The sequence below is a fragment of the Zoogloea sp. LCSB751 genome (assembly GCF_002028455.1).
In the GTDB taxonomy this organism is placed as follows: domain Bacteria; phylum Pseudomonadota; class Gammaproteobacteria; order Burkholderiales; family Rhodocyclaceae; genus Zoogloea.
The window spans coordinates 67391-82389 of record NZ_MWUM01000001.1 but is presented as its reverse complement, the minus strand read 5'-3'; the positions used below and the strand labels follow the sequence as shown (position 1 = coordinate 82389).

Below are 14999 nucleotides of genomic sequence, written 5' to 3'. Positions count from 1 at the left end.
GGGCAGCCCTCAGACGTTCACGTCCACCTGCTGCATCGTCCCGACGCGGCCGTCCTCGGCGACATACACCCCGGTGCTGCGGATGGCCCCCAGCTCGCTGCTCTCCTTCAGGGTGAACGGGGTCGCCGTGCGGCCGAGGTAGAGCGCCCCGACGCCGGCATCGCGCAGGGAACGTACGCTGCCACCGCCGCTGGCGTCGGGCGTCCACACCCCGAGGCGGTCGAACACCGCGTCGGCCTCGTCGATCCAGCCGCTGGCATCGCCGTCGTACTTGGCCAGATCGGCAAAGCCGTCGCCACTGGCCGGCCCGAACAGCTGGCGGCCAGACGTCACCTGGCCACTATCCACCGCATCCAGAACCAGGAAGCCACTGCCCTGGCCGAGCAGCGGCATGTCCACCTGCTGGCCGTCGCCCATCAGGTCGAAACCGAAGCGCTGGCTGCTGAGGCTGGCCGCCTCGCCATCGAAGTTGATCACCAGCGGATCCTTGCTCACCGCATTGCCGGCCCGCAGGCTCAGGCTGCTGGTTGTCGTCTCGCTGCGGCTCATCGACAGCGCGACGCTGAAATCGATGCGCTTGCCATCGGCAGTCTGAATCGTGCCGCTCGCCGAAAAATGACTTTCCTCCGACTCCGTGCGGGTTTCCGTCCGGTCGTAGGCAATGCCGAATTCGGGTGCTGGCGCCTGGTCCTGCGCTGCGGGGGCGGCCGTACTCACCGGCGCGGCGCCCAGTTCATCGGCCGACATCAGGTGGATGCGCTGACCGGTCAGCTGCTCGATGATGGACTTGAGCAGCGCCAGCTTGGGATCGTTCTTCGTCCCGTCGTCATCGTCCGGCTTCCCCACCGCAGCCGCGGCCTGGGCCTGCTCCTGGCTGAGAACCTGACGGCCGGCCTCAGAGACCACCACTCCGCGCGGCGAACGGCCCTCCCCGGGCGCATCGGGCCGGCGCCCGACCCACGCCGCCAGACGCTCTTCCACCGTGCGCGTAGCCTGGCTGCGGTTGCTGGCAAGCATGTCCATGCTGGATGCGGCGATTTTCATGGCGAACCTCGGTACAGGCGTGAAGATGCCCTGCTCTACGGCGCTCCGCCCCACAACTTTACCGCCCGATGAGGGGCCGACAGGCTTTCATGGGCAAGGGCTGCCGGTGGTAATCTGCGCTTACAGAGTCCCGCCCAAGACCTTACGAAGGGGCTCTAAGATGAAAGCAGGATCCTTCGCCTTTCGCCCTGACCCGGCCCATTCCGGGAGTCCATCATGCCTGTCGCCCCCCTGCTCCGCCCCCTTGCCCTTTTAGCGGCCCTGCTGCCGGCCGCCGCCCACGCCCAGACCGTCTTCATTGCGGAACCGATCCAGCTGTACGCCGGCCCGGCGCCCGACTACCCCATTCTGATGACCCTGTCGCCCGGCATGGAAGCACGCCTTTTCGGGTGCCTGCCGGACTACCAGTGGTGCGACGTGCGGCTTTCCTTCGGCGCCCGCGGCTGGGTCTTCGCTGGCGGCCTGTACTACCCATGGATGGGCGACAGCGTACCCATCCTGCAGTACGGACCGACCCTCGGCATCCCGCTGATCAGCTTCATCATCGGCGACTACTGGGGCGCCCATTACCGTCGCCAGCCCTGGTATGGCGAGCGGGAGCGGTGGCAGGAACGCTGGCGCGAGCGGCCGCCGCCGGTCGCGCCCATGTACCCGCCACGGACCATGCCGCCTCCCGCCGGCTGGAGCCAGCCTTATCCACCCCAGCGTATCGAACGGGGCCGGGAGCGGGATTGGGGACGCGAACAACGCCGGCAGGAAGACGCAGGGGAACGAGAGCGTCCTCGGGACCGCAATCCGCCGCCCCACCAGGAGGTCATGCCGCAGCAGGTTCCGCCGCGCAACGCCATGCCGGCCCCGAACCCCGGCTGGAGTGGCGGCAGCATGCCGAACGCACAGCCCCGCCCCGAACAACACACCGCACCGCGCCAGGAGCCGCCGCGAGCCTTCTCACCGATGCCGGCCCGGCCCGAACCACCGCGCGACGCCGGCCCACCGCCGCGCCAGGAGCGCGGCACCGGCCACGACCGCGGCCCACGTCCGGAAGGGCCGCGGGAAGAACGCCCCGGCAACCGCTGAACGGGCCCAGCCGCAGCGCTCAGTGCACCGTGCACACCATGCACGGATCGAAACTGCGCACCACGTGCTGCACCAGCAGGGGCTGGTCTTCCGGCAGGCCGACCAGGGCCTGCTCCAGCGCACCGGGAATGTCCGCAGCGTCCCGTGGCGAGAAGTTCCAGGTCGTCGGGGCGATGATCTGATAACGGCTGATGTGCCCACCGCGCAGGGTGATCCAGTGCCCCAGCGCGCCTCGGGCTGCCTCCACCAGGCCCACACCCCGCCCGTCGCCGGGCAGCGCCACCTGGGCACAGAACGGGCTGTCGTCCACGTCGCGCAGCCAGCCTTCCATCGCCGGCACCACGATGGCCAGTTCCAGAAGGCGGGCTACCACCCGGCTGAACACATTGCCGCCGCCGTGGGCCACCAGCTCGCGGACCAGCGGATGGCCGGCGACAGCCTGGCGGGCCAGTGCCCCGCACTCCACCACCTGCTGCTGCCAGCGCGGCGCCTTGCACCACGTGTAGGCGCCGGGCTTATCCTCCACCGGCCGCGTTTCGCCTTCCGACGGATGGCGCGGCGGCTCGTCCTCCAGCCAGGCGTGGCTGACGTCCTCCAGCACGTCGCCGGGCAGGAAAGGCTGCAGCGCCCCCGCCGGCAGGTCGAGCACACCGCGCGGGAACAACCAGCCGCCGCCGACTTTCGGATAGGCGCCATGGCTCAGGAAGCGGTCCGTACCCCGTCCGTAGCGCGCCAGCTGCAGATCTTCGGCAATCTCCAGGAACAGGCGGAAATCGCTGGCCTCCGCCGGCCGGCTGTCCATCCAGCGATGCAGCGCGACCTGGGAGTCGAGGGCCGCGATGGCCTCCAGCTTCTCGCCGAACAGCTGCCGCTCCAGCCAGCCGCGAAACTCCCGCAGCGCCGCAAGAACCCGCAGGCGCTCGGCCGCCTGAGGCGCCCGCGCCACGCCGCCGGGCTGCAAGGTCAGCGAGTGGGGCCACTTGCCGGCCAGCAGGCCCATGATCTGCAGGAAGCCCGCCCGCGCCGGCAATGCATCGCGCGTCGCCGTGCCGCTGACCGCCTTGAAGCGCGCCTCGGCAGCCGGGAACCAGGCCCGCGCCCGGTAGGCCTCGCGGGCGAAATCCGGCATGAAGAACAGGTAGAAATGGGTGAAATGGTCGGCCAGGTTCTCGGCGGCGAGGATCAAATTGCTCATCCGGCGGCCGTTGGGCGTCGGCTGCACGCCGGCCAGATCGGCCAGCGCGGCGGCGGCCGCGGCCGACTGGGATACCGAACAGATGCCGCAGATGCGCGGCACGATCACCAGCGCGTCCAGCGCCTCGCGGCCGACCAGGATCTGCTCGAAGCCGCGGAACAGCGGCGAATTGACGTAAGCCGCGGCCACCCGCCCGTTCTCCATCTCCAGGCTGACCTCCAGGTCACCCTCGACACGGTTGAAAGGCCCCACCGTCACCCGGCTCACGGACGCGCTCCGGCAACGCCCTTGACGGTTTCGGAATGGAGCGGCAAAGGCGGGCAACAACGGAGCATGGCGGCCGGAACAGAATGTGGTCTCGACCGAAGGATACAACGCCGCCCCGGCTAGCTCCCGATCCGCACACCGAAGCGGCGCAGACCGGCCCAGCCGGCCAGCCCCAGCCCGAGGACACTGGTCAGCACCGGGCCGACCCAGGCGGTATCCAGCGTCCACGCCTCCACCAGCCACGGCGCCAGCAGCATGGACGCGGCGCCGGCCGCAAAGGCCGAGCCGACCACGATCGCCAGCGTATCGCGGCGCAGCCTCACGTGATCTGCCTTCAGGCCGGCCAGCAAGCGGGCGTGCTCCGCCTCCAGCGTGGCCTGCCGGGCCGCCAGGTCGGCCGCCGCATCCTGCAGCATGGCGGCCATCAGCTGCTGGCGGAAGCCGTCAGGCAGCGCCGGCGGCGTCAGCACCTTGCCCAGAGCGCAGTCCAGCACCTGCAGCGCGCGGGCTTCGGCGGTATCGGGATTCGTCTTGTCCATGCTCTCTCCTTCCTACAGCCACAGCCCCGGTTCATCCAGCCCGCGGCGCTGGAATTCGGCGAGCAGCAGCTTGCGCGCCCGGTGCAGGTGGGTCTTCACGGTGCCGTCGGGCAAGCCCAGCATCTGCGCTACCTCGGCCACCGAGCGGTCCTCGTAGTAGAACAGCGTCAGGCAGCTGCGGTAAGCCACCGGCAAGTCGTCCACCAGGCGTCCGAGCAGGGCCGCCGGCGTCTCGCCGGACACATCCGGCAGCCCGGCCAGTGCCTCGGCCTCCGCCCACACCTCTGGCACGCTGAGGGAGGCATGCTCCGGGTCGCGCCGCGCCAGCAGGGACAGGCAGCGGTTGCGGGCGATGGCGTACAGCCAGGTGGACGGCGCGGCACTGCGGCGATCGTAAGTCCCCAGCGCCCGCCACACGCGCAGGAACACATCCTGGACGGCATCCCGCGCCTGCGCCTCGTCGCGCAGCAAAGCCATGCACAGGCGATGGACCTTCCCTTCGTAGCGGGCCACCAGGCGCTCGAACGCGCCGCCCCCATCCCCCTGCTCCAGCAACGCAACGATGTCCGCATCGCGGCGGGCGGCGTCGGAATCCTCGGCGTTCAGGAAAGGGGGCACATTCAGGTCCATGCCACTTGATACCCTCCCGATGCCATCCGGTTTCACCCGAACGCAAAAAAATTTTGCCGCCGCCACGAAACCTGTCACCGGCCGGCCGGGTATCAAGGACATCACCCATCACACGGAAATGCACACATGTCCATCGACGACTCCAGCGAACTGGTCTCCATCCTGCGCGCCTCGGTGCCCCTCGCCACCATTGTGCTGAGCATCGGCATCGCCATGCTGGGCACCATGCTCCACTACCGGCGACGCACCCGCATCGCCGAACTGATCCACACGGAGCGCATGGCCGCCATAGAGCGAGGCATCGAACCGTCACCGCTACCGCCGGAACTGCTCAATGGAGGGGGGCGCCGCGCCGCAATGACGCCGGCCGATTACCTGCGGCGTGGCCTGCTGCTGCTCTTCATCGGCATTGCGGTCGCCATCGCGCTGCTGGTCAGCAGCCGCCATCCCGAGCGCGCAGTGTGGGGCCTGGTACCGGCCGCAGCAGGCGCCGCCTATCTGCTCATGTACAGGCTGGATGCCCGGCGGCAGCAGTCCGGCAGCAGTCTGGCTCCCGCCCCCCAGCACCACGACGGACGGTCCCCCGGCTGACGCCGGCACGCCTTACTTCAAGCCGGTCTTGCGGATGGCCGGCGCCACGACTGGCGTCTCGGCCACCGCGTTATGGCGCACCCGCGCCGGCGTGGCCGACTTTGAGAGCGCCGCCAGCGCGACGAACCAGGCCTTGGGCATGTCCGACGGCAGGCCGATCGGAATGCCCGCCACCTTCGGCGTGCGCGCAAAGGCGTGGCCCGGCGCTTCGAAGCCGGGCTCGGTGCAGCTGATGCACGGGTAGCCGCCGTTGGTGCATGAACCGACGCCGTTCCACGGACGGATGTTGCAGTCGGCATGGGCCTGGGTGCCCTTGCAGCCCATGTGCTCCATCATGCAGCCGAGGTCGCCGGGTTTCTCGGCGCTGGCCTTGAACTCGTAGAACTCGTTGCGCGTGCAGCCGTGGTGCACCAGCTGATCCGCGTAGAAGCGCGGCCGCCCGAGGGCGTCCAGGTCGCTTGCGGCGAACTGGCCGAGGGCCAGCGCCAGCAGCGTATCCACCACCCAGTCCGGATGGGTCGGGCAGCCCGCCACGTTGATCACCGGCAGGCAGGCAGCCGAGCGGTAATCCACGCCCAGCAGCCCGCCCGGATGCTGGCCGTCGTACTGCAGGCCGATCGCCCCCGCCGGGTTGTTGCCGGCGGCGGTGATCCCGCCATAGGCCGCGCAGGTGCCGATGCCCAGCGTGTAGCGGGCGCGGGCCGCCAGCGCACGCACCCAGGCGATCATCGGCCGGCCGGTACCCGCCAGCATGTGGAAGCGGCCGCTGCCGTTGGGGCCAGTGAGCAGGGAGCCCTCGATGCACAACAGGTCGAGGGGCTCGCGGCCGGACTCGAAATCGGCGAGCAGCGCGCGCACCTCGTCACCGGTGGCTTCCGACAGGGACGGATGCCAGGCCAGCTCGATGCCCGCCGACGCCAGCAGGCCGGGCAGATCCCGCGCGCCGGAGCACAGCAGCGACATCGTGCAGCCGCCGCAACCGCCGGACTGCAGCCACAACAGCTTCACTCCGCGTCCCCCGCCTTGTCGCCGCCGTCCAGCCCGAAGCGGGCCAGCTTGGCGCGCAGGCCGACGCGGGACAGGCCCAGCTCGTTGGCGGCGCGGGTCTTGTTCCAGCGCAGGCGGATCAGGGTCTCCTTCAGCACGCGGGCTTCGAGGGCATCGACGCGCTCCTGCAGCGTGCCGCTGAAGCCAACTGCCTCCAGATCGCCGTCATAGGGGCTCTCGTCGCGGCCGTCGGCGCCGGCCTGCAGCACCCGCGGCGCCAGCAGGTGGGCACCCAAACGCGGCTCGGAAGACAGGGCCAGCATGCGCAGGATGGCGTTCTGCAGCTCCCGCACATTGCCCGGCCAGCGGTAGGCGGCCATGCAGTTCAGGGCCTCTTGCGTGAAGCCCTCGCTGTCCTTGCCGAGGGCGTTGCGGCTGGCCTCCAGCAGGCGCTCGGCGAGCAGCGGGATGTCCATCGGCCGTTCGCGCAATGGCGGCACGTGCAACGGCACGATGGCCAACCGGTAGTACAGATCTTCACGGAAGCGCCCTTCCCTCACCTCGGTTTCCAGATCCCGGTTGGTGGCGGCGATGACCCGCACATCCACCGTCACCGGACGCGTGCTGCCGAGCGGGCGGAACTCGCCCTCCTGCAGCACTCGCAGCAGCTTGACCTGGAAGGCCGGCGAGGTCTCGCCGATCTCGTCGAGGAACAGGGTGCCGCCGTCCGCCTGCTGGAACAGGCCGATGCGGTCTTCGTAGGCGCCGGTGAAGGCGCCGCGCTTGTAGCCGAACAGCTCGGCCTCCAGCAGCTGGTCGGGCAGCGCCCCGCAGTTCTCGATGACAAAGGCCTTGTCGGCACGGCTGCTCTGATAGTGGAGCGCCCGCGCAATCATCTCCTTGCCGGTGCCGGACTCGCCGGAGATCAGCACAGACAGGTCGAAGGGCGCGACCTGGGCAATCAGCTCGCAAACCGGGTTGAGCGGACTGCCCGGCGCGCGGGTCAGCCCGTCGAGGCCGAACTCGCGCTTGACCCGTTCGTACTTCATCTCGACGCGCTTTTTGAGCACCGGCCCGGCGGTACGCAGCTCCAAGCTGAGGCGCTGGTTCTCGGCCTGCAGGCGGTGCAGCTCGGCGGCGTTGCGGATCGCCATCAGCAGGTGATCCGGCTGCCAGGGCTTGAGCAGATACTGGTAGATGCCTGCGTCGTTGATGCCGGCAATGATGTCTTCCGAGTCCGTGTAGCCGGAGATGATGATGCGCACCACGTCCGGCCACTGCTCGCGCACGCGCTTGAGGAAAGCCACCCCGGACTCGCCGGGCATGCGCTGGTCGCACAGCAGCACCTGGATCACTTCCCGTTCGAGGATGGTGCCGGCCTCCTCCGCCGACGAGGCGGTAAACACCTCGAACTCCTCGTCGAGGGTGCGGCGCAGGGCTTCCTGGGAACGGACTTCGTCATCCACCACCAGCACCGCCGGCAGGCGGGCGGCGGGTTTGAAAGGGGTATTCATCGGCCAACCTCCCGGTGACGGGCGAGGTGGCGGGGGGTCCAGGACTGGGGGCTCTTCATCACGAAATGGTAGCGTGCGCCGTGGTAGCTGGGGTCGAAGCCATAGAAGTTGCGGCGCATGTGGGCAAGTTCTTCATCGCGGTAGGTGGCCAGCGGTTTGGCGGCCTCGTCGGCGGCCCGGCGGGCCTGCTTGGCGGCGAGGCGCTCGGCGTAGTCCGGCGCAACGGCCAAAGCGGTGGCGCGGGCCAGCACCTCGGCCTCGAAGGCCGGCCGGTCGGCGCCGAAGCAGGCGTCGATGAGGCCGCCCTCCACCGCCCGTGGCGCACCGAGGGGCAGGCGCGCGGCCATGATCGCGCGGGCGCCGTCCGCCCCCACCCGCCGCGGCAGCAGGTAGGTCCAGTATTCCGAGCCGTACAGGTTGCCCATGTTCTTGTAGTGCGGGTTGAGGATCACCCCGCCCCGCGCCCACACCTGGTCGGCGGCCAGCGCCAGGAAGCAGCCGCCGGCGCCGGCATTGCCGCGCAGGGCCGCCACCGTCAGGCGGTCGGTGAGCTGCAGGATGGCGAGGCACACGTCGTCCATCGCGTTGATGTTGTCCCACGACGCATCGGCCGCCGAACCGCCGTCCAGCTGCACGGCCTCGATGCGGTTGAGGTGGATGCCGTTGGACCAGAAATCCGCCCCGCCTTCCAGCACCAGCACGCGGGTCGGCCGGCTGCGGGCGAAGTCGATGGCGGCGATCAGGCGCCGGCACTGGTCGGTGGCCATAGCCCCGTTGTAGAAATCGAAGGACAGCACGCCGACTGCCCCACCCGCCTCCTCCCGGTAGCGCAGTTCGGCGCCGTCGTCGGCGGCGTCACGCCACAGTTCGGCCGGTCGCTCGGGCAGGCCGGTGGCCTCGGCGGCAAAGGCGATCGTAGCCGGCAGCTTGATCGCATCCGGCCGGTCGCCGCGTTTCACGTGGCCGATCCACACAGCCCCATCCACCGTGGCACGCAGCACCGCACCGTCCCGCCGGGCCAGCAGTGCGCCGGGCGTGGCGCCGGGCTCAAGGGGCGCCGGATGGGCGTCGAACAGATGGCAAGGCACGCCGAACAAGCTGTCCGCCACGCCGGGAAAACCGTCCGCCGCGCGCAGGCGGGCGAGGATCTGCGCGCTGCTGTCGCGCAGCCAGTCGATGGTGCGGTCGGCCTGGCGCATCAGCGGCTGCAGGCCGCCCCGCACATCGCCGTCGCCGGGCTGCACGCGGCGCGGCTGCCAGCGGCCGGCACGCCAGTCGTCCACGCGGTCGAGGGCTTCCAGCACGGCAGCCAGTGCCGCGTCGGTCACCTCGTTGCGGTACAGGCTGGACTTCCTGGCCGCCCGCATCGGAAAGGTCGAGCTGGCCCACACCGGGCCGGCGTCCATCTCCGCCTCGGCCTGCAGCACGGTGACGCCCCACGCCGCCGCTCCGGACTGGATCGCCCAGTCCAGCGCCGACGGGCCGCGGTCGCCGACGATGCCGGGATGGACGATCAGGCACAGCTGGCGCGACCACAGGGATTCGGGAATGGTGCGCTTGAGGAAGGGCGCCAGCAGCACGTCCGGCTGGAACAGCGCGACCGCCTCCTCGGTGACCGAGTCGGCGATGTCGAACTCCACCGACAGTGCGTGGCCGCGCACCGCCAGCGCCTCGAAGAGGCGCTGGGTCAGGCTGTTGAAGCTGTGGGTCAGCAGCAGGATGCGCACGATTTACAGCACGGCCTCGAAGCCCTCGAACTGCGGCGGCCCCAGGTAGATGTCGCGGCTCGTGCCGGCACCGGCGTGGGCCTTGCGGAAGGCCTCGGAGCGGGTCCAGGCCTCGAAGGCCGCCGCCGACTCCCACACCGAGTGGGATGCGAACAGCGTGAACTCCGGCGTCGTCGGCCCCTGCAGCAGGTGGAACTCCTTGAAGCCCGGCACCTCGTCCAGGTGCGATTCGCGCTGCTTCCAGATGTCGATGAACTCGGCCTCGCGGCCCGGGGCGATGCGGAAACGGTTCATGGCGATGTACATGGTCGGTCTCTCCTGGGAGTTAACAAATCCGCGGCAGCTGTTCGCCGGCCAGCCAGTCCACCATACGGCGGCCGCCGAAGGCGGTTTTCATCTGCACGAAGCGGTGCTCGTCGGCGATCACCTCGCCAACCTTCGCCGCCCGCGCGCCGAGGGGATGGGCGCGCAGCGCGGCGAGCAGCGTGTCGGCCTGCTCAGCGGGGCAGACGGCGATCAGCTTGCCTTCGTTGGCGATGTTGAGCGGGTCGAGGCCGAGGAACTCGCAGGCGGCAGCGACCTGCGGGTCCACCGGGATGGCCGCTTCGTCGAGGACGATACCGACGCCCGACTGCTGGGCGATCTCGTTGAGGGTGGCCGCCAGCCCGCCGCGGGTCGGGTCGCGCAGCAGGCGCAGCTCCGGCGCGGCGTCCATCGCCACGGCGGCAAGGCCGTGCAATGCGGCGGTGTCGGAACGGATTTCCGAATCGAAGGCCAGGTTCTCGCGCTGGGCCATGATCGCCATGCCGTGGTCGCCGAGGGTACCGGAGACGATCACCGCATCGCCCGGCCGCGCGTTGGCGCCGGACAGCTCGCGCCCGGCCGGCAGCGCGCCGATGCCGGTGGTGGTGATGAAGATGCCGTCGCCCTTCCCTTTCTCGACCACTTTGGTGTCGCCGGTGACCACCGGCACGCCGGCCTCCCTGGCCGCCGCCGCCATGCTCAGCACCACGCGCTGCAGCTCGGCCAGCGGGAAGCCTTCTTCGAGCACGAAGCTGGCGGCCAGGTACAGCGGGCGGGCGCCCATCACCGCCACGTCGTTGATGGTGCCGTGCACGCACAGGCAGCCGATGTCGCCGCCGGGGAAGAACAGCGGCGACACCACATGGGCGTCGGTGGCCACCACCAGGCGCTCGCCGGGGGCCGGCGCCGGCAGCACGGCGCCGTCGTCGCCGCGGCGCAGCCATTCGTTGTCGAAGGCGCGGGCGAAGATGTCGCTGATCAGCTGGACCATCGCGCGGCCACCGCCGCCATGGGAGAGGTCCACGCTGCCGTGGCGCAGGTCGAGGGGGCGGACATAGGCTTTTTTCATATCAGGGCTTGAACACGAACAGGTCCGGATGGCTGCGGCGATAACGGCGCAGGTTGAGGATCAGCGCCGGCACCAGCGAACGCACGCCGAAAGCCAGCGCCTCATCCACCGTGGCGCGCTGGACGCTGTGCAGGCTGCGGGCGGTCAGCGCCCAGCCGTCCCGGTCGATGGCGGACAGCGCGGTCGCCGCGTCGGCGGGCAGGTTGGCGAGGGAGTCGGCGATGACGATCAGCTGGCGGATCGCCTCGTCGCGGGTCAGGCGCAGGGAGAACAGGGTCGCGTCCTCCACCCCGTCGGTGAGGGTCAGGATCGCGTGGGCGGCATCCTCGACGATGCCGAGCAGGGCGCCGGTCAACATGGCCGGGCCCCGCGCGTGGGGATGTCACAGGGCAGCATGGGCGTGTCGTGTCGTTCGGGGGCCGAGCGGCACGGCACGCGCAGGCGTGCCCGCCGGGTCAGCCCCGGGTCAGTTGGCTCTCGGTCAGGTGTTTGAGGGTATCGGCCACCGCCTTGGTGTGGCCGGCCGTCTCGGAGGTCTTGCCGCTGAAGGCCTGGATGTCGGTCAGCATGCCGGACAGGTTGGACACGTCGCCGGCCTGGCGCTCGATCTCCTGGGCGACGCGGCCGATCTCGCTGGCCAGCGTGGAAATATCGTTGCCGATCTCGCCGGCACTGGCACGGGACTTCTCGGCCAGCTTGCGCACCTCGTCGGCGACCACCGCGAAGCCGCGCCCGGCCTCGCCGGCACGCGCGGCCTCAATCGCCGCGTTGAGGGCCAGCAGGTTGGTCTGGTCGGCGATCTGCTGGATGACCTCCACGACGCCCTGGATGCGGCCGCTGGCCTGGGCCAGCTTGCGCGCGCTGTCGGCACTGTCGGCGGCCTGGTGAGTCAGCTCGCTGACCGTACCGCCGGCGGCGTTCACCACCCGCTCCTGCTCGTCGATGTGCGCGGACAAATCGCCCACCGACGAATACAGGTCGCCGGCGCAGCTCTCCAGCTGATGCGCCATCTGGTCGCGCAGGGAATGGGAGGACTGCAGCGTCTGGCCGAGGCTGTTGAGGCCATGCACAACCAGCGCGATGTTGTCGTCGAAGTTCGACGGGTCAAGCTGGCTGTCGAAGGCTTCGGCCTGGTAATCGGCGATCTGCTTAACGATGACCCGCGACAGGCCGGTCAGCTTGGCGCTCTGGCGACGCAGGAAGAAGGCCTTGAACTCGCCGTAGTGGGCGACGAAGTTGTCCACGTAGTCGTCGCGGAAGGGCGTGCCTTCCGGCACGCGGAAGAAGAATACCGCGGTGAGAGTCTGGTTCAGGTTGAGGCCCAGGATCTCGCCGAAGGTCGAGAAGCCGGCCATCTGCTTGCATGGCAGCGCACTGCCAACGCGGGACAACTCCTTGTCGTTGTACAGGCGACGCAGGATGCAGTCGTTGAGGATGCCGGCCACCGGCGCGCCGGGCTTGCCGGCCATGAAGTTGCGGAAATCCTGCTCGGTGCTCTGCACCAGGCCGGTCCGGCGGACCAGCATCAGCTCCTCGCCCGGCGAGATGTCGCAGTAGAAATTGACGCGGCCGGCGCCCACGTCCACGTTCACCACCGAGCGGACGAAGATCTCCTTGCCGACCTGGATCGCGAAGGAGTAATCGGCCAGCTTGCCTTCCAGCTGGGCCGGCTCGCAGCGGAAGTGGCTGCACAGCGCGTCGATGAAGGGCACGATGCGGCCGTCCGCGGCGATCACCTGGCTGACGTAGCGCTGCTCCAGCGAGGCGCCGATGACCGGGAAACGTGGGCCGTCCGGCACGAAGTTCTGGCTCTTCAGCACGCCGAAACGGGTGCCCTTGGCCACCTTCAGGAAGGCGATCAGCGCGTGGTTCTCCAGGCGGCGCGTGCCATCGTGGATCCAGGTGTTCTTGAAGTCGAACTTGCCGCCGGCCGAACCGCCGACGAACAGGCAGGGGAAGCGCCCGGAATCATAGAGCGCCTCCATGAAGAAGGACTCCGATGCCGACAGGCCATCGAACAGCACGTAGGCCAGTGTGTCCCGGTAGTCGATGTCCATGTCGAGGCGCACCGCCTCGATATTGCGGGCGATGCGCGCCAGGCGCTCCTTCACCGGCACCTCGGACTTGCCGCGGCGCAGGTCCTCGCAGGCCAGCGGCACGGCCACCAGCTGGGCGCGGGCAATCAACGACGCGTCGAAGCACTGCAGGACCACCCGGTCCCACTGTTCGCCGGTGCGGCAGTACAGATTGTCGCTGTCGCCGCACAGCTCGCCGGCGGTGGAACACAGCATCACCGGCACGCCCGGGAAACGGGCGGTCACGGCGCGGGCAACCTGGTCGATATCCACGTGCGGCGACACATAGCCGCCGACGAAGGTCGGTGCGATGGATGCGGACGCGAGGCGTTGGGCGACCTCGGACGCACGGCATTGCAGGGTCACGACACCCGGGGCCGACGCCCCCCGCAGACTTTTGAACAGGTTCATTTTCTTGTCTCCTTGCACGGCCTCGAACAGACCGTATGGCGGCTTATCGGCCGCAACGAGACGAGATTTAACCCTGTTTTCGGTAATAAATCACTGACCAAAAGCGGCGGATTCAAGCCACTGTTCCCTTTCGGCACAAGGACTTGGCGAAAGCGCTCCATCATGCAGCAACCACCGGAATGTCGCGGAAGCGGCCGTAGGTGTAATGGGCCGCACAAGCCCCTTCGGAGGACACCATGCACGAGCCCATCGGCGTCTCCGGCGTGCACACCGTGCCGAACAGCTTGCAGTCGAGGGGCGTCTTGACGCCGCGCAGGATGGCCCCGCATTCGCAGGACTTGTGATCCGGCACGCCCTGGTAGTGCAGGCCGAAACGCGCCTCCGCGTCGAAGGCGGCGAAGCGCTCGCGGATGCGCAGGGCCGAATAGGGCACCGTGCCAAGGCCGCGCCATTCGAAGTCGCGGCGCAGCTCGAAGATTTCCGACACCAGCGCCTGGGCCTTCAGGTTGCCATCCTCGCTGACGGCGCGGGAGAACTCGTTCTCCACCTCGGCCCGGCCTTCGTTCACCTGGCGCACCAGCATGCGGATTGCCTGCATCACGTCGAGAGGCTCGAAGCCGGCGATCACCACCGGCTTGCGATACTCCTCGGCAAAGTGCGCATACGGGCGGCTGCCGATCACCGTGCTGACGTGGGCCGGCCCGATGAAGCCGTCCAGCGGCACCGTGCCCAGTTCGCGCACCTCCGGCGACTCGAGGATCGCGGTGATCGCCGACGGCGTCAGCACGTGGCAGCACAGCACGCTGAAGTTCTTCAGGCCCAGCTGCGCGGCCTGGCGGATCACCAGCGCGGTGGGCGGGGTGGTGGTCTCGAAGCCGATCGCGAAGAACACCACCTGCCGCTCGGGCTCCTTCTGCGCCAGCGCCAGCGCATCGGCTGCCGAATAGATCATGCGGATGTCGGCGCCCCGGGCCCGCGCGCGCAGCATCGACAAGCCACCGGAGGCCGGCACGCGCAGCGTGTCGCCGTACGTGCACACGGTGACGCCACGCTCCAGCGCCAGTCCGATGGCCTGGTCGATGCGGCCGATGGGCAGCACGCACACCGGACAGCCGGGGCCGTGGATCATGCGCACCTGGGGCGGCAGCAGATCAGCCACGCCGTAGCGGGAGATCGCGTGGGTATGCCCGCCGCAGAACTCCATGAAGGCGTAGCGCCGGTCCGGCCGCGCTTCGCGGGCGATGGCCTCGGCAAGGCCACGGGCGACCTCCCCGTCGCGGAATTCGTCCACGTACTTCATGCGGAGGCCGCCTCGCCGGCCACGTCGATGCCGGCTTCCTTCATCAGCGCCAAGGTGCGCTCGGCCTCCTCCGGGTCGAGGCGGGTCAGCGCGTAGCCCACGTGGACAATCACGTAGTCGCCGGGCTGCACGTCGTCCACCAGTTCAAGGGAAATCGTCTTGCGCACACCGCCCAGGTCCACCAGGGCCTGGCCGTCGGGCAGGAGTTCGACCACGCGGGTCGGAATTGCGAGACACATGAAATCAGTCCTTCCGGTTACCGGGCTGCCC

General features: G+C 69.4%; 15 protein-coding genes. 2 read left to right on the top strand and 13 right to left on the bottom strand.

Annotation, left to right across the window (positions count from 1 at the left end; genetic code table 11):
* Positions 1-9: 9 nt before the first annotated feature.
* Positions 10-1044 (bottom strand): hypothetical protein, encoded by a 1035-nt coding sequence (locus B4920_RS00390; RefSeq protein ID WP_079432628.1) that lies wholly within the window; start codon positions 1042-1044, stop codon positions 10-12.
* Between the two features lie 216 nt (positions 1045-1260).
* Between B4920_RS00390 and B4920_RS00385 the strand changes: the two genes are divergently transcribed.
* A complete protein-coding gene (locus B4920_RS00385) occupies positions 1261-2121 on the top strand; it encodes an SH3 domain-containing protein (RefSeq protein WP_079432627.1) in 861 nt (286 codons plus the stop codon).
* Between the two features lie 19 nt (positions 2122-2140).
* Here B4920_RS00385 and B4920_RS00380 read toward each other — a convergent pair whose 3' ends face one another.
* The 3 genes from B4920_RS00380 to B4920_RS00370 all read right to left on the bottom strand — a co-directional run bounded on the left by B4920_RS00380 (position 2141) and on the right by B4920_RS00370 (position 4740).
* Complete coding sequence (locus B4920_RS00380; RefSeq protein ID WP_079432626.1) at positions 2141-3583, bottom strand: nickel-dependent hydrogenase large subunit; 1443 nt, start codon at positions 3581-3583, stop codon at positions 2141-2143.
* 119 nt (positions 3584-3702) lie between these two features.
* Complete coding sequence (locus tag B4920_RS00375) at positions 3703-4122, bottom strand: hypothetical protein (RefSeq protein ID WP_079432625.1); 420 nt, start codon at positions 4120-4122, stop codon at positions 3703-3705.
* A 12-nt stretch (positions 4123-4134) separates the two neighbouring features.
* A complete protein-coding gene (locus B4920_RS00370; RefSeq protein WP_161493214.1) occupies positions 4135-4740 on the bottom strand; it encodes an RNA polymerase sigma factor in 606 nt (201 codons plus the stop codon).
* 138 nt (positions 4741-4878) lie between these two features.
* Between B4920_RS00370 and B4920_RS00365 the strand changes: the two genes are divergently transcribed.
* Positions 4879-5343: a DUF6249 domain-containing protein gene (locus B4920_RS00365; protein ID WP_079432623.1), complete on the top strand. Its 465-nt coding sequence runs from the start codon at positions 4879-4881 to the stop codon at positions 5341-5343.
* 12 nt (positions 5344-5355) lie between these two features.
* Here the strand turns inward: B4920_RS00365 and B4920_RS00360 are convergent, their stop codons facing one another.
* The 9 genes from B4920_RS00360 to B4920_RS00320 all read right to left on the bottom strand — a co-directional run bounded on the left by B4920_RS00360 (position 5356) and on the right by B4920_RS00320 (position 14968).
* Complete coding sequence (locus B4920_RS00360) at positions 5356-6351, bottom strand: HupU protein (RefSeq protein WP_079432622.1); 996 nt, start codon at positions 6349-6351, stop codon at positions 5356-5358.
* Positions 6348-7844, bottom strand: a complete 1497-nt coding sequence (locus B4920_RS00355) for a sigma-54 dependent transcriptional regulator (RefSeq protein WP_079432621.1) — start codon at positions 7842-7844, stop codon at positions 6348-6350. Before B4920_RS00355 ends, B4920_RS00360 begins: the two co-directional genes overlap by 4 nt.
* On the bottom strand, positions 7841-9571 hold the full coding sequence (locus B4920_RS00350; protein ID WP_079432620.1) for a hydrogenase maturation protein: 1731 nt from the start codon (positions 9569-9571) through the stop codon (positions 7841-7843). The genes B4920_RS00355 and B4920_RS00350 overlap by 4 nt, the downstream gene beginning before the upstream one ends.
* 3 nt (positions 9572-9574) lie before the next feature.
* Positions 9575-9877: an antibiotic biosynthesis monooxygenase gene (locus B4920_RS00345; protein ID WP_079432619.1), complete on the bottom strand. Its 303-nt coding sequence runs from the start codon at positions 9875-9877 to the stop codon at positions 9575-9577.
* 19 nt (positions 9878-9896) lie between these two features.
* Positions 9897-10943 carry a hydrogenase expression/formation protein HypE gene (hypE, locus tag B4920_RS00340; RefSeq protein WP_079432618.1) on the bottom strand — a complete coding sequence of 349 codons (1047 nt, stop codon included), beginning with the start codon at positions 10941-10943 and terminating at the stop codon, positions 9897-9899.
* 1 nt (position 10944) lies between these two features.
* On the bottom strand, positions 10945-11301 hold the full coding sequence (locus B4920_RS00335) for a hypothetical protein (protein ID WP_079432617.1): 357 nt from the start codon (positions 11299-11301) through the stop codon (positions 10945-10947).
* Positions 11302-11398: 97 nt separating this feature from the next.
* Positions 11399-13429 carry a methyl-accepting chemotaxis protein gene (locus tag B4920_RS00330; protein ID WP_079432616.1) on the bottom strand — a complete coding sequence of 677 codons (2031 nt, stop codon included), beginning with the start codon at positions 13427-13429 and terminating at the stop codon, positions 11399-11401.
* Positions 13430-13589: 160 nt separating this feature from the next.
* The gene (hypD, locus tag B4920_RS00325) at positions 13590-14729 is read right to left on the bottom strand and encodes a hydrogenase formation protein HypD (protein ID WP_079432615.1); all 1140 of its coding nucleotides are present in this window, start codon (positions 14727-14729) and stop codon (positions 13590-13592) included.
* Positions 14726-14968, bottom strand: a complete 243-nt coding sequence (locus tag B4920_RS00320) for a HypC/HybG/HupF family hydrogenase formation chaperone (RefSeq protein WP_079432614.1) — start codon at positions 14966-14968, stop codon at positions 14726-14728. Before B4920_RS00320 ends, hypD begins: the two co-directional genes overlap by 4 nt.
* Positions 14969-14999: the final 31 nt, after the last annotated feature.